General features: G+C 53.6%; 10 protein-coding genes. 5 read left to right on the top strand and 5 right to left on the bottom strand.

Features of this window, described 5'->3' with window-relative positions:
• Positions 1-6: 6 nt before the first annotated feature.
• The 4 genes from AACV31_RS06495 to AACV31_RS06480 all read left to right on the top strand — a co-directional run bounded on the left by AACV31_RS06495 (position 7) and on the right by AACV31_RS06480 (position 7,864).
• Positions 7-1,437, top strand: a complete 1,431-nt coding sequence (locus AACV31_RS06495) for a 6-phospho-beta-glucosidase (protein ID WP_075197423.1) — start codon at positions 7-9, stop codon at positions 1,435-1,437.
• A 215-nt stretch (positions 1,438-1,652) separates the two neighbouring features.
• On the top strand, positions 1,653-2,930 hold the full coding sequence (gene codB, locus AACV31_RS06490; protein WP_165155750.1) for a cytosine permease: 1,278 nt from the start codon (positions 1,653-1,655) through the stop codon (positions 2,928-2,930).
• Positions 2,927-4,162 (top strand): cytosine deaminase, encoded by a 1,236-nt coding sequence (codA, locus tag AACV31_RS06485; protein ID WP_165155752.1) that lies wholly within the window; start codon positions 2,927-2,929, stop codon positions 4,160-4,162. The genes codB and codA overlap by 4 nt, the downstream gene beginning before the upstream one ends.
• Before the next feature lie 654 nt (positions 4,163-4,816).
• Positions 4,817-7,864: an autotransporter serine protease gene (locus AACV31_RS06480; RefSeq protein WP_165155754.1), complete on the top strand. Its 3,048-nt coding sequence runs from the start codon at positions 4,817-4,819 to the stop codon at positions 7,862-7,864.
• Positions 7,865-7,930: 66 nt separating this feature from the next.
• On the opposite strand, the gene AACV31_RS06475 is transcribed toward AACV31_RS06480, so the two are convergent.
• The 5 genes from AACV31_RS06475 to AACV31_RS06455 form a co-directional block, all read right to left on the bottom strand.
• Positions 7,931-8,290 (bottom strand): DUF3592 domain-containing protein, encoded by a 360-nt coding sequence (locus tag AACV31_RS06475; RefSeq protein WP_165155756.1) that lies wholly within the window; start codon positions 8,288-8,290, stop codon positions 7,931-7,933.
• A gap of 210 nt (positions 8,291-8,500) precedes the next feature.
• A complete protein-coding gene (locus AACV31_RS06470; protein ID WP_105537875.1) occupies positions 8,501-8,860 on the bottom strand; it encodes a DUF3592 domain-containing protein in 360 nt (119 codons plus the stop codon).
• Between the two features lie 61 nt (positions 8,861-8,921).
• A complete protein-coding gene (locus AACV31_RS06465; RefSeq protein WP_165155758.1) occupies positions 8,922-9,278 on the bottom strand; it encodes a DUF3592 domain-containing protein in 357 nt (118 codons plus the stop codon).
• Positions 9,279-9,362: 84 nt separating this feature from the next.
• Positions 9,363-9,722 carry a DUF3592 domain-containing protein gene (locus AACV31_RS06460; protein WP_165155760.1) on the bottom strand — a complete coding sequence of 120 codons (360 nt, stop codon included), beginning with the start codon at positions 9,720-9,722 and terminating at the stop codon, positions 9,363-9,365.
• A gap of 1 nt (position 9,723) precedes the next feature.
• Positions 9,724-12,099, bottom strand: a complete 2,376-nt coding sequence (locus AACV31_RS06455) for a type VI secretion system Vgr family protein (protein WP_165155762.1) — start codon at positions 12,097-12,099, stop codon at positions 9,724-9,726.
• A 534-nt stretch (positions 12,100-12,633) separates the two neighbouring features.
• Here AACV31_RS06455 and tsr point away from each other — a divergent pair.
• The gene (tsr, locus tag AACV31_RS06450) at positions 12,634-14,301 is read left to right on the top strand and encodes a methyl-accepting chemotaxis protein (protein ID WP_165155764.1); all 1,668 of its coding nucleotides are present in this window, start codon (positions 12,634-12,636) and stop codon (positions 14,299-14,301) included.
• The last annotated feature ends 207 nt before the right edge of the window (positions 14,302-14,508 follow it).

Here is a 14,508-nt window from a genome sequence, read left to right as displayed (position 1 = left end):
ACGCGTATGGATAACAACACTTTTCCCGAAGGATTTTTATGGGGCGGCGCGATTGCGGCAAACCAGGCGGAAGGCGCGTGGCGCGAGGGCGGCAAAGGCCCCACGACGGTCGATATGCTGCCGCACGGCCCGAACCGCCTGGCGGTAAAGCTTGGGCTCGATAAGCGCGTCGCATGGCGCGACGATGAGTTTTACCCAAGCCACGAGGCGATCGATTTCTATCACCGCTATAAAGAAGATATCGCGCTGATGGCCGAAATGGGCTTTACGGTGTTTCGCACGTCAATCGCCTGGAGCCGTCTCTACCCGAACGGCGATGAACAGACGCCGAACGAAGAGGGCATCGCCTTCTACCGCGCGCTATTCAGCGAGTGCAAAAAATACAATATCGAGCCGCTGGTGACGCTCTGCCACTTCGACGTGCCGATGCATCTGGTGACGGAATATGGCTCCTGGCGCAGCCGTAAAATGGTGGAGTTTTTCACCCGCTACGCGCGCACCTGCTTTGAAGCGTTCGACGGGCTGGTGAAATACTGGCTTACCTTCAACGAGATCAACATCCTGCTGCACAGCCCGTTCTCCGGCGCGGGCCTGGCGTTTGAGCCGGGCGAAAACCATGAGCAGGTAAAATACCAGGCCGCGCACCATGAGCTTATCGCCAGCGCCATCGCCACCCGCATCGCACATGAAGTGAACCCGCAAAACCAGGTGGGCTGCATGCTGGCGGGCGGCAACTTCTACCCCTACTCCTGCAAGCCGGAGGATGTCTGGGCGGCGCTGGAGAAAGACCGCGAAAACCTGTTTTTTATCGACGTGCAGGCGCGCGGGGCCTACCCGGCCTATACGCAGCGCCTGTTCCGTGAAAAAGGCATCGTGATTGAAAAAGGGCCGGAGGATGACGAGATCCTTAAAGATACCGTCGATTTCGTCTCGTTTAGCTACTACGCCTCGCGCTGCGCCTCAGCGGATATGAACAGTCAGGTGACTAACGCCGCGAACATCGTGAAATCGCTGAAAAACCCGTATATCGAGGCGAGCGAATGGGGCTGGGGGATCGATCCTCTGGGCCTGCGCATCACCATGAACATGATGTATGACCGCTACCAGAAACCGCTGTTCCTGGTGGAAAACGGTCTCGGCGCGAAAGACGCCTTTAATGAAAACGGCGAAATCGAAGATGACTACCGGATCAGTTATCTGCGCGAGCACATCCGCGCGATGCGCGAAGCCATTGAAGACGGCATTCCGGTGATGGGCTACACCACCTGGGGCTGCATCGATCTGGTGTCGGCCTCTACCGGCGAGATGAGCAAACGCTACGGTTTCGTCTGGGTGGATCGCGACGACCAGGGCCGCGGCACGCTGGAGCGCAAGCGTAAGAAATCGTTCTGGTGGTATAAAAAAGTGATCGCCAGTAACGGCGCCGATCTCGACTGATCGCAGCTTCAGACCGTAAAGCGCGCCGCCATTCAGAGCGGCGCGCGTCTGTTTTACGCTCCCGCCAACAGTGCAAAGCGCGCCGCGTTGCACAACCGCAGGGCGTCGTTTTTACGTTATGACGAAAAGCGCCCCGCATTCCGCCCGCCGATTCCTGGCACATAACTTGCTGAATCTCTGTCCACCCGCGTTTTATCTTTCGCAGAGGACTCGTTATGTCAGCCAACACCGAATTCCCGTTAAGCGAGGCGCCCGCCGCCGGGCGCAAAGGCCTGCTCTCTATTTCAATGGTGCTGTTCAGCTTTACTTTTTTCACCGGCACGATGTTTGCGGGCGGCAAGCTCGGCGTCGCCTTTCCGATTGTCGAGATGCTCTGGATTGCCACCATCGGCAATCTGCTGCTGGCACTCTATGCGGCGGCGCTTGCCTGGATAGCCGCCCGCAGCGGGTTGAATACCGTATTAATGGGCCGCTTCTGTTTTGGCGAGAAGGGCAGCAAGCTCTCTGACTTCCTGCTCGGCTTCGCGGAGCTTGGCTGGTACGCGTGGGGCACCGCGACAGTCGCCATCACGCTGGTGAAACTGCTGGCGCTGCCGGAATGGCTCACCACGCCGCTGATGGTTTTCTTCGGCCTCGCGTTCTGCGTTACGGCGCTGGTGGGCTACCGCGGGCTGGATCTGCTTTCGCGCGTTTCGGTGCCGCTGATGTTTATTTTGCTGGTGGCCTCGATGTGGATAGCGACCCGCCACGCGGGCGGCTGGCAGGCGATGCAGCGCATTGAACCCACCGAAACGCTGGGCTGGTCGGCGGCCATCACGATGGTATTCGGCACGTTCGCGAGCGGCGCGACCCAGGCCACCAACTGGACGCGCATGGCGCGCAGCAGCGGCACGGCTATTACCGGCAGCCTGATTAGCTTCCTCATCGGCAACGGGCTGATGGTCGTCGCGGGCGCATGGTGCGCAGTGGTGTATCAACAAGCGGATATCGTGGCGGTCATGACATTGCAGGGGCTGTCGGTGGCGGCGGTCATCATGCTGTGTCTGAATTTGTGGACCATTCAGGGGCCGACGATTTATAACGTTTCTGCCGCCGCCTGTCATTTATTGCGCAGCGAGCGCCGCCGCACGCTCACCGTCGCGAGCGCGGGCATCGGCATTTTGCTGGCCATCGGCGGGATGTATGAGCTGTTGATCCCGTTTCTGGTGCTGCTCGGCAGCATTATTCCGCCGGTCGGCGGGGTGATCATCGCCGACTATGTGTTTCACCGCCGCGGACGTTACCCGGCGCTCAGCGAGGCCCGGCTGCCGCGCTTTAACTATGCGGGGCTTGCCGCTTACGCGCTCGGCGCGCTGACCGCGTACTTTTCGCCGTGGGTCGCCCCGTTGGTGGGCATCGCGGTGTCGGCGACGAGCTATCTTCTGTTTGTGCGCCTGGCGCGCGGGCGGCGCCGTGAGCCGCTCTCACCGTCTTACTCAAAGGAGCCGTTATGAATATCGTTAATGCCCGTTTACGCCGCCGCGAAGGCTGGTTCACGCTCGTGCTGGACGGCGGGATTATTAAAGCCATTACGCCGCAGACGGCGATGCAGGCCCCCAATGAGAACGATCTGGATGCGCAGGGCGGGCTGGTTATCCCGCCGCTGGTGGAGCCGCATATTCATCTGGACGCCACCCTGACGGCGGGCGAGCCTGAGTGGAACATGAGCGGCACGCTGTTTGAAGGCATTGAGCGCTGGGGCCAGCGTAAAGCCACCATCACCCATGAGGACACCAAACGCCGCGCGCATGAGACTATCGGCATGTTGCGCGACCACGGCATCCAGCACGTGCGCACCCATGTGGATGTGACCGATCCGACGCTCGCCGCGCTGAAAGCGATGCTGGAAGTGAAAGAAGAGGCGCGCCATCTTATCGATCTGCAAATCGTCGCGTTCCCGCAGGAGGGTATCGAATCTTTCCCACAGGGCAGGGCGCTGATGGAGCAGGCCGTGGAGATGGGCGCGGATGTGGTTGGCGGCATTCCGCATTTTGAGAACACCCGCGAGCAGGGCGTCAGCTCGGTGAAATTCCTGATGGATCTGGCCGAGCGCACTGGTTGCCTCGTGGACGTACACTGCGATGAAACCGACGACGCGCAGTCGCGCTTTCTGGAAGTGCTGGCGGAAGAGACGCGCGTGCGCGGCATGGGCGCGCGGGTGACGGCGAGCCACACGGTGGCGATGGGCTCTTACGATAACGCCTACTGCTCAAAGCTGTTCCGCCTGCTCAAACGCGCTGGCTTAAGCTTTGTCTCCTGCCCGACCGAGAGCATTCATCTGCAGGGCCGTTTCGATACCTGGCCGAAACGGCGCGGCGTGACGCGCGTGGCGGAGCTGGACCGCGCGGGCATGAATGTCTGTTTCGGGCAGGACTCGATTAAAGATCCGTGGTATCCGCTCGGCAACGGCAACATTCTGCGCGTGCTCGACGCCGGGCTGCATATCTGTCACATGATGGGGTATGAGGATCTCAAACGCAGCCTGGATCTCGTGACCGACAACAGCGCACGGGCGATGAACCTTGGCGATAACTACGGCCTCTATGAAGGACGACCGGCGAATCTCGTGATACTGGATGCGCCGGATGATTACGAAGTGGTGCGCCGCCAGGCGAAGGCGCGTTATTCCGTGCGCCACGGTAAGGTGATTTTGCGCCGTGAGCCGGAAACGCTGCGCTATACGTAACAAGACCGGTATTGCTCTCTTTATTTCATCAGCGCCTGCGGGCGCTTTTTTTATCTCTCACCTGCGTTATTTCCATGAATAAAAACAATTCGTTTATTTTTTATTCATTTTTAAGAAACGTCTTAAAACGCTGAAAATGCGCCATAGGCTTTTTTAATTTTTATTTATGCATAATTGAGAAATGCATCGTAAATATTATGTTTGCTTGTTTTCGGCGTTTATATTTTCAAAAAATAACTATTTTACTGCTTATAGTTCATTTGTGGTAATCGGTTAATTTTACATGCTTTTCTGAGAAGCAAAAAAATAAGCGAAGCGGCAAATAAGCCGCGGGGCGGGATAACGAGCGCCGCACCGGGATTTTTTAAAGGCCGGAAACGGCGAAATCGATAGAAAAATAGTATGACGCAGCTCACCTTTTTAAATTTCAACCCTCTTTATCCGCACTGGCGCAAATAAATAAATTCTGCTTAACATTGATATTCGCAGCGGCCACCGAGGCCGCGCGCAATACCTATGACAATAAGGGCTGGCGCGTCTGGCCCCTTGCAAACTCACAATCAATGGATGGTCTCTGGGATGATCAACAGAAGCAGAGCAGCAGAACCTGTTCAGGCGGGATATTCGCCTATACGGGGCGGGCGCCGTATTCGTATGAGTGCGGTGGCGATAGCGTTAGGTCTGGCCGGTATCGGGCAGGCGGGCGCGAGTAATTATATTGAGCAGGGCAAAGCGGGCGATGCCGCCAGCTGGCGCAGCAGCGAATTTAATGCGGAGTGGGGGCTTGGCGCTATTCACGCCGATGAAGCCTACGCGGCGGGATATACCGGTAAAGGCATTAAGCTCGGTATTTTCGATCAGCCGGTTTACGCAAAGCACCCGGAATTTTCCGGCACCGATAAGGTCATTAACCTCGTCACCGAAGGGATCCGCGAATATACCGACCCGTATATTCCGGTGAAAAAAGGCGACCCTTTCCGCTATGACGGTACGCCGTCTGTGGATTCCGATGGCGAGCTGGGCGCGCACGGCACCCACGTTGGCGGTATTGCGGCAGGCAGCCGCGACGGTGGGCCGATGCACGGCGTCGCGTTTAACGCGCAGATCATCAGCGCTGAAAACGGCGACCCCGGCCCGGAAGACGGGATTATTCTTGGCAATGACGGCGCGGTATATGAAGCGGGCTGGCATGCGCTGATGGACAGCGGCGCGCGCATCATCAATAACAGCTGGGGTATCGGCATTACCGAGAAATTCGATCAGGGCGGGAAAGATCCGGCGTATCCGCACTTCACTGTTGCCGACGCGCAGGCGCAGTTCGATCAGATCAAAGCGATCCTCGGCACCAAACCGGGCGGCGCGTATCAGGGCGCTATCGACGCGGCCCGCAGCGGCATCGTCACCATTTTCGCCGCCGGTAACGACTACAACCTTAACAACCCGGATGCGATAGCAGGCCTCGCGTACTTTGTGCCGGATATCGCGCCGAACTGGCTGTCTGTCGCGAGCGTAATGAAAGATCCAGCCTCCGCCAACAGCGTGCCGTATACCATCAGTACGTTCTCCTCCCGCTGCGGTTACACCGCAAGTTTCTGCGTCTCGGCGCCGGGCAGCCGGATTTACAGCTCGGTGATTGAGGGCACCAGCCCTGAGACGCTGACTACCGATTATGCCAATTACAGCGGCACCTCTATGGCCGCGCCGCACGTGGCGGGCAGCGTGGCGGTGCTGATGGAGCGCTTCCCGTATATGACCGGCGAACAGATAGCCCAGGTGCTGAAAACCACCACGGTGGATATGGGCGATCCGGGCATCGACGCGCTTTATGGCTGGGGGATGATCGATCTCAGCAAGGCGATCCACGGGCCGGGCATGTTCTACACCGTGGACGATATTCCTGAAGAATTCCGTGTGCCGGACCCGGACGGCGTGGCTTACGGCTCCTCGCAGTTTATCGCTGATATTCCGGGCATTGGCGAGGAAGTGGAAGCGGGCACCACACTGGCGCGCACCTGTAGCGATATTCAGTGCGCGATGGATGTCTGGTCGAACGATATCTCCGGCCACGGCGGCCTGACCAAACAGGGCGCGGGCGCGCTGTGGCTCACTGGCTCAAGCACCTATTCCGGCCCAACACTGGTGAATGACGGCCTGCTGGTGGTGAACGGCTCCGTCACTTCCGACGTGACCGTGCAGCAGCAGGGCGTGCTGGCGGGTAACGGTACGGTCGGTTCGCTCACGGCGGCGCGCGGCGGCACCGTTGCCCCCGGCAACTCCATCGGCACGCTGAATGTGAATGGCGACGTCACGTTCCAGCCAGGCTCGCGCTACGCGGTGGAAGTCTCGCCGGACGGGCGCAGCGACGTGATTAACGCCACGGGCGCTATCGCGCTGAACGGCGGCGAAGTCGCGGTATCGCTTGAGAACAGCGGCAATCTGCTGAGCCAGGCGGAGGTTCGCAGCCTGCTGGGCCAGCAATACAACATCCTGTCGGCGACGAACGGCGTGACCGGTCAGTTCGACAGCGTGGCGCCGGATTATCTGTTCCTCGGCACCTCGCTGGGTTACGCGGGCGGCCAGGTAACGCTGGATGTGGCGCGTAACGACACCACGTTCGCGAGCGTCGCGGATACCGCCAATGGTCGCGCGGTCGCCGGCGCGCTGGAAACGCTCGGCGCGGGCAACCCGCTGTATGAGAGTCTGCTCTCGACCGGTTCGGTGGCGCAGGCGCGTCAGGCGTTCCGTCAACTGGGCGGGCAGATCCACGCGGATATCGCCTCGGCGCAGATTAACGACAGCCGCTATCTGCGCGATACGCTGAATGAGCGTCTGCGTCAGGCGGAAGGGCTGACCAGCGTCTCGCCGGTCGCGGCCGATGACGGCGGCGCATGGACGAAGCTGTTAGGCGCGTGGGATCACGCCTCCGGCGATGCGAACGCCACCGGGTATCAGGCATCAACCTACGGCGTGTTGCTGGGGCTTGATTCGGCGTATGCCGACGACTGGCGCATGGGGGTGGCGACCGGCTACACCCGCACCTCGCTTGACGGCGGCTACGGCGCGAATGCAGACAGCGATAACTACCATCTGGCGGTCTACGGCGGTAAACAGCTGGGCGAGCTGGCGCTGCGCGCCGGTGCGGGTTACACCTGGCACCGTTTCGACACCAGCCGTTCCGTCAGCTTTGGTACGCAGTCTGACCATAGCGACGCGAAATATAACGCCCGTACCGAGCAGTTCTTCGCGGAGGCCGGTTATCAGCTGGCCGCAGGCATGGTAAGCGTCGAGCCGTTTGCAAACGTCTCTTACGTGAACTTTGAAAACAACCGCATCCGCGAGCAGGGCGGGGCGACGGCGCTGCATGGCGACAAGCAGCACACCGACGCCACGTTCTCCACGCTAGGCCTGCGTTCGGGCCTGGAGTGGGACGCCACAGCAGAAACCACGGTGGCGCTGCGCGGCGAAGTGGGCTGGCAGCATCAGTATGGCGAGCTCGATCGCGCCACTGGCCTGAAGTTCCAGGGCAGCAGCACGCCGTTTGTGACCAACAGCGTTTCGGCCTCGCGCGACGGCACCGTGCTGAAAGCGAGCGCGGAAGTCGCGGTGAACCGCAACGCGCATCTCTCGCTCGGCTACAGCGGGCTAATTTCCGAGAACTATCAGGACAACAGCGTGAACGCAGGCTTTAGCTGGAACTTCTGATAAACCGGCATCGCTTGCGGTAATGAATAAAGGCGCCATGGAGGGCGCCTTTATTATTGGGAGGTATTACTGCGACAGCAGGTCGGGGATCTCATCCGTGGCGATTAATATTTTTTGCGGGTTGTCTTTTAAGTAATACGTCGGCAGGGTTTTGTGGTCCTTAACGTAAATCATGCCTGGAGGCGATAACGTCGCAGAACCCACGGCCGTCGCCGGGCCATTTTCCGTCATGAAGGTGACCTTCATTTTGTACGTCACGCTTCCGGAGTCCGAGGAACTGGAGTATCTCATTTCGAGGATGCGGGCATCGACCCGGATGGCAGCGGCCTTAAACTTTGCCTCTCTTGCCATTTGAAATGAGATGATCCAATAAATAACGATAATCACCAGCACAGCGCCGGCGAGAGTAAGAAAAAACTCAGCCATTATTAGTTTCCTTTTCACAGACCCCGGAAAGCCTGATGGATGCAACACGCTTTCAACATCTTCTAAAGCTACAGCTCTGATACACTATGTATGACTTCGAACGCAATAAGAATAGTAGCACCCTGTTATAAGTCGCCCGGTGTGTGTGATTTATGTCTTAGTTAATTTTAGGGTGATGTAAAGAGCGGCGGTATCTCGCCCTTTGTAAATTTACTGCTCCAGGATATTTGGTATATCAACAGGTGAGATAAGTATTCGTTGAGGATTCTCTTTGTCATACCAGACTGGTATAGTTTTATGTTCTTTCACATAAATTAAATCCATTACACTAAGAAATTGTTTTGCAGTGGTCTTCACGGTTCCGTTTTCAGTTTTAAATTCTACCATCATCGTAAACCGGATGTTTCCGCCATTTGAACGCCCGCATTCCTTCATGCTGATGATTTTTGCCTCAACTTTAATACCCGTTTCATAAAGTTCATCATCTTTAAAAACAACAAAGAGGATGAACCAAACTACTAAAAGCGTACCACTGATACCAACGGTAAAAAATATAATAAAGTTGAACATATATTTCCCATATTCACTATTATGGCTTAGTTGAATTAAGTCATACATATATTATTTAAGTTTATTGATTTAACACATTAGGTATATCTTCGGCTGCAATAAGAATCTTTTTCGGATTTTCTTTGGAATAATAAGTCGGTATCGACTTATGATCTTTAACGTACATCATATGCTCAGGACTTAAGAAAGCAGTATCAACTGCTGTAACCTCACCTTTTGGTGTGTTAAATTTTACGGTAATCTTATAAAGTATATTTCCAGTATCGGATGAACCGGAATGTTTCATATCAATGATATGACCATCGACTCTAACTGCTGACGCTTTGAAATTTTGTTCCTTGGTAACTTTAAACGCTATCCCTCCAAAAATAAAAACAAGTAACAGGATAGCGCCAAATATTATAAAGCACAGCGTCATGTTATAATTTCCTCGATTTATATAATTTAGCCTTGGTTAATTTATGAGACGGCATTGGGCGCGAGTAACACGCCCTTAGTATGGTTACTGGTCTAAAAGGTCAGGTATATCAACAGGGGAAACAAGTATTTTTTGAGGGTTTTCTTTATCATACCAAATAGGGATTGTTTTATGCTCTTTCACATAGATTAAATCCATCGCACTGAGAAATTGCTTTCCAGTAGCACTTATAGTCCCTTTCTGAGTTGTAAACTTAACTGTGAAAAGAAATCGAATATTTCCTCCATCAGAGCGACCGATTTCTTTCATGCTAATTATCTCCGCTTCAGCTTTGATACCATTTTCGCGTAACTGATTTGATTTTAACGTAAACATGAAAATGGCACCTAAGGATGCAACGACAACAAATGCGAGCCATCCTATTACAATAAGTAATTTAGTCATATTAAAAAACCATCAAAAGTTTGTTTGCTAATGTTGATATAGCTCCTGACAGAAGCCGGATTTTTGCATTCATTGCTACTTGAATATTTTGTTTGGTCAGGTCAATATGCTTAAAGCCACCGTCTATATGATTGTAGCTTACATTAATAGCATTCGTGCCTAACGAAAGAGTTCCTATTGTTTCAGAGGAACCATTCATAGTTAAAGAGTTTAATGCATAACTTTCTGAGAACATCTTGGCATTACTACTCCAATAAGGGACATCAATATTAACTTCAACATCACTCTTGATAGTAATTTTTTTTGGAGAAGTGATCGTTATTTCTCCCAGTACTGTTTCTTTCCAGGTTCCCTTCGTCAACCTGCTAATATTACCTTCCACTGTTTCTACCAAATCACCTTTAACGTTACGAACGGCATCTTGTTTTACTTCAATAACCTGATTTTTATCAATGGTTCGCTTTTCATACCCCTCGATATGCGTTGCAACGCCATTACGATAAATCACATCGCTACCTGGCGGTGGGTTCTTGTACGAGGCTGTAGCCGGTAAAAATGTACCGGGTTTGCTAATATGTGAAACTTTGGCATTTGCATCGGAAGGTGCAGCGCTAATAGAAGCTTTGTTTTCTTTATCTACAGTTTGCCCGTATATGATTTTCTCCGAGGCAGAGAACATAATATTTTTAGCGCCGTTACTGATAGTGGCAGAGCTATTTGTAACCATGTTTTGGGTTATGGTTTTATTTAAATACCCCGTAACGGTAATGTCACTACTGTCTTTAAGGGTTTGGCTATCATGTTTGTCTACAGTAAGATTGCGGTTCCCTTCGATATGCACATTTAAGTCATTTTCAACGGACATGTTCATATCGCGCTCTGCATGCATGTCAAAGCTTTCCTGTCCCAGCCTATCTTCCATGAACAGATAGTTGGCATTATCCGGACTACCATTTTTACTGCGTGACATGAAGCCCATTCGCGTTGCATCAGCAGGTAAATTCCATGGAGGCATACTCTCTTCGTTATATACGCGTCCGGTAATGATGGGACGATCCGGATCGCCGTTGATAAAATCAACAACAACCTCTTCACCAACGCGAGGAATTTGCATCCCTCCATATTTCCAGCCTGCCCAGGCGCTGGAAACGCGTACCCAACATGAACATGAGTCATCATTTTCGCTATAGCGATCCCAGCGAAATTTTACTTTTACACGACCATATTTATCTGTCCATATAGGCTCGCCTTGCGGGCCGACAACTTCGGCTGTTTGCGGCCCATAAGTCCTGGGCCATGGCGTCTTGCGTTGTGGTCGCCAGTTAAGCTCAGCAGAAGCCACATCGAAATCAATCTGATGTATTGCAGGCATATCTGCTGAGCTTGCATAAGGGCTTTCAGTCAGAAGATAGGTGGCCCGCACCGTTAAATATTCGCCTTCATCTTCTTTACGCGGCGCGCCTGCAAAACGAAAAGTAAAGCCAGGTGCTATACCTAAGGACGTAGCTTTACCACTCATTTGCTCGTGTTTAGTTTCAAGCTCTTGCTGTCGAACCTTCACATAATTTTGTCCATGCTGATGCTCGGTATAACGTCCCGGCCAGTCATAGATCTCAGTTTTTTTAGCCGCGAATGACCGTGGATTTTCTCTTGCTTCGAACAAACGCGCCCGAGGCTTACGAAAATCGTAATCATCGTGACTGTAAAGTGAGGGGGTGATAGCGCCGCTTACACACCAGCTATGTATTCCTTCTCCGGTTATAGAACCTGTTTCTGCCGGAATGTTCCAGTGAATATCCTCATAACCAGCAAGTGGCTGATGTTTGAAAGGGGAATCAGCCACAACTAACGTTTGGCTTCCGTTTTCATGACGGAAATAGTAATAAATACCTTCATGCTCCATTAAACGGCTTATGAAATCAAAGTCGCTTTCATTATACTGAACACAATATCCCCAGCTACGATAGTCGCTACTTAATTGAAGTTCGTATGGGATTTGGTATTCATCCAACAAATACCGAATAATTTCAGGAACGGTCTTTTCCTGCCAGATGCGGAAATCACGATTCTGTGTTAAATACCAAAGCGCAGGGCAGAGAGTAGCTTTATAACTGTAATAGCGGTCGCCAGTGTCATCCCTGCCGTCCAGAGACAGGCGAGTGATGTCGCCTGTAAGGAAGCGCGGCGTCAGTGAGCTATTACGGATTTCTATTGTAACAGGTTTTCCTAATAAAGCTTTTATATCGATATTATTCAGAGGACTAAATAATTCAACATCAAATTCGTAGAGCGTTGATAGTTGTTCTGTCCCACTTAAGGATTTGAATAAGAGGGTTTCTGGAGGAAGCGGCGTATGCGCAACAATGATTCGTTCCATGAAGTGTTCCTTCGATACTATCCTGAACGCTAAAATCAGTAATCCTGGTGTCGAATTTAATAATACGTGTATTGTGATGATGAGCGCTAAAAAGCCTGATGTTTGTAACATTTTTACCGAGAAACGTCATTTGAACACCCATATAATAAGAATATTCCTAGCCCCAGGTAGAGGAACCACTAAAACTTAAATCAAATGATTTTGTTGTGTGACTATTTGATTTATAACTTTCTTTAATCATCAAGCGATGAGTCATAGCTGATAACGAAATAAATTTCCCTTATCCCCACTTTCGAGCAAATGGCTAACACTTTGCGCTTAGGCGCGATTTCGTCATACTTAAATCCGAAATTAAGCGCGGCTTAATTTGTATTCCCGCCATCGGCAATATGACCTGCGTCACACACTGCGTGTTTATGGTGATTTCCCCACCAAAGTTAGTACAAAAATCGGTCTGCACCGGTGCTTATCCTTATAAAGTTTTTGGTTTTCATGCCGAAACTCTCTCCATCTGTCGTATCGGGAAGAGAAACCATGTTAAACCGCATAAAAGTTGTAACCAGTTTGCTGTTTGTTCTGGCCCTGTTCGGTCTGTTGCAAATGGCTTCCGGTGGCCTGTTCTTTAATGCCATCAAAAGTGACAAGGAAAATTTTACGGTTCTGCAAACTATCCGCCAGCAGCAGTCCACGCTGAACGGTAGCTGGGTCGCGCTGATCCAGACCCGTAACACCTTAAACCGCGCCGGTATCCGTCACATGATGGATGCGAGCAACATTGGCAGCGGCGCCACGGTGCAGGAGCTGATGCAGATTGCCAGCAGCTCGCTGAAACAGGCGGAAACGCACTGGGCGGAGTACCAGGCCCTGCCGCGCGACCCGCGTCAGAGCGAAGAATCCGCGCAGGAGATCAAGCGTAACTACGACATCTATCACGGTGCGCTGGCGGAGTTGATTCAGCTGCTCGCGGCCGGGAAAATCAACGAATTCTTCGACCAGCCGACCCAGAAATATCAGGACGGTTTCGAAAAAGCCTACACCGAATATATGGCGCAGAACGACCGCCTGTATGACATCGCCGTGGAAGGCAGCAACAGCTCCTACAGCATGGCTATCTGGATCCTGGTCGGCGTGCTGGCCGTCGTGCTGGGCGTGATTGTCTGCGTCTGGTTCGGTATCCAGAATACCCTTATCACCCCGCTGAACCGTCTTATCGACAGTATTCGCCATATTGCGGGCGGCGACCTGGCGCGTGAGATTGAAGTCGACGGCACGAACGAAATGGGCCAGCTGGCCGCCAGCATTAAGCATATGCAGGGCGAACTGGTGCGTACCGTGGGTGAAGTGCGTAACGGCGCGGATGCGATTTACAGCGGCGCGAGCGAAATCTCTGCCGGTAACAACGATCTCTCTTCCCGTACCGAAGAGCAGGCCGCGTCTCTGGAAGAGACCGCCGCCAGCATGGAAGAGCTGACCGCCACCGTGAAACAGAACGCCGAAAACGCCCGTCAGGCGAGCCAGCTGGCGCTGAGCGCATCGGAAACCGCCCAGAAAGGCGGCAAAGTGGTGGATAACGTGGTGCAGACGATGCGCGACATCGCCGGCAGCTCCCAGAAGATTGCCGATATCACCAGCGTGATTGACGGCATCGCCTTCCAGACCAACATCCTGGCGCTTAACGCCGCGGTAGAAGCCGCGCGCGCGGGCGAACAGGGCCGCGGCTTCGCCGTGGTGGCAGGCGAAGTGCGTAACCTGGCGCAGCGTAGCGCCCAGGCGGCGAAAGAGATTAAAGGCCTTATCGAAGACTCCGTCAGCAAAGTGGACGTGGGCTCGACGCTGGTGGAAAGCGCCGGTGAAACCATGGGCGAGATCGTTAGCGCGGTCACCCGCGTGACCGATATCATGGGCGAAATCGCCTCTGCCTCCGACGAGCAGAGCCGCGGTATCGACCAGGTGGGCCTGGCCGTCGCCGAGATGGACCGCGTCACCCAGCAGAACGCCTCGCTGGTGGAGCAATCCGCCGCCGCCGCGAGCGCGCTGGAAGAGCAGGCGAGCCGCCTGACGCAGTCCGTCGCCGTGTTCCGCATCAGCCAGAGCGCGCAGGGCAAGCCGCGTAGCGTAAGCCCGGTTCTGGCAAGCGCCGCGCCGGTCGTTACCCAGAAGCCCGCCGTTGCGCATAGCAGCGATAACTGGGAAACGTTCTAAGCGTTGTCATGTCATCAGCCCCCGTCGCTCACGCGGCGGGGGCTTTTTTTATGGCTGATATTCCGCGCGCAGACGCGCCCTGGAAAACGTGCGCCTGGCCCCATGCATTTATATTAAGAATCGGTTAACGACTTCTATAATTTATCTGTTCAGACAAACAACGAAACCGGGGCGTCTCTTTGTTAAGGCCGACCAGGTCATGTTCAG

It is taken from the genome of Cronobacter sp. EKM101R (assembly GCF_963888145.1).
Classification (GTDB): domain Bacteria; phylum Pseudomonadota; class Gammaproteobacteria; order Enterobacterales; family Enterobacteriaceae; genus Cronobacter; species Cronobacter turicensis.
Note: the sequence above shows the minus strand (reverse complement) of the source record. Positions and strands in the feature narration are given on the sequence as shown.

Excerpts from the sequence above, each read along its gene's own strand:
- tsr (WP_165155764.1), top strand. The coding sequence starts at position 12,634 with ATGTTAAACCGCATAAAAGTTGTAACCAGTTTGCTGTTTGTTCTGGCC.
- AACV31_RS06495 (WP_075197423.1), top strand. The coding sequence starts at position 7 with ATGGATAACAACACTTTTCCCGAAGGATTTTTATGGGGCGGCGCGATT.
- AACV31_RS06455 (WP_165155762.1), bottom strand. The coding sequence starts at position 12,099 with ATGGAACGAATCATTGTTGCGCATACGCCGCTTCCTCCAGAAACCCTC.
- AACV31_RS06475 (WP_165155756.1), bottom strand. The coding sequence starts at position 8,290 with ATGGCTGAGTTTTTTCTTACTCTCGCCGGCGCTGTGCTGGTGATTATC.
- codA (WP_165155752.1), top strand. The coding sequence starts at position 2,927 with ATGAATATCGTTAATGCCCGTTTACGCCGCCGCGAAGGCTGGTTCACG.
- AACV31_RS06465 (WP_165155758.1), bottom strand. The coding sequence starts at position 9,278 with ATGACGCTGTGCTTTATAATATTTGGCGCTATCCTGTTACTTGTTTTT.
- codB (WP_165155750.1), top strand. The coding sequence starts at position 1,653 with ATGTCAGCCAACACCGAATTCCCGTTAAGCGAGGCGCCCGCCGCCGGG.
- AACV31_RS06480 (WP_165155754.1), top strand. The coding sequence starts at position 4,817 with ATGAGTGCGGTGGCGATAGCGTTAGGTCTGGCCGGTATCGGGCAGGCG.
- AACV31_RS06460 (WP_165155760.1), bottom strand. The coding sequence starts at position 9,722 with ATGACTAAATTACTTATTGTAATAGGATGGCTCGCATTTGTTGTCGTT.
- AACV31_RS06470 (WP_105537875.1), bottom strand. The coding sequence starts at position 8,860 with ATGTTCAACTTTATTATATTTTTTACCGTTGGTATCAGTGGTACGCTT.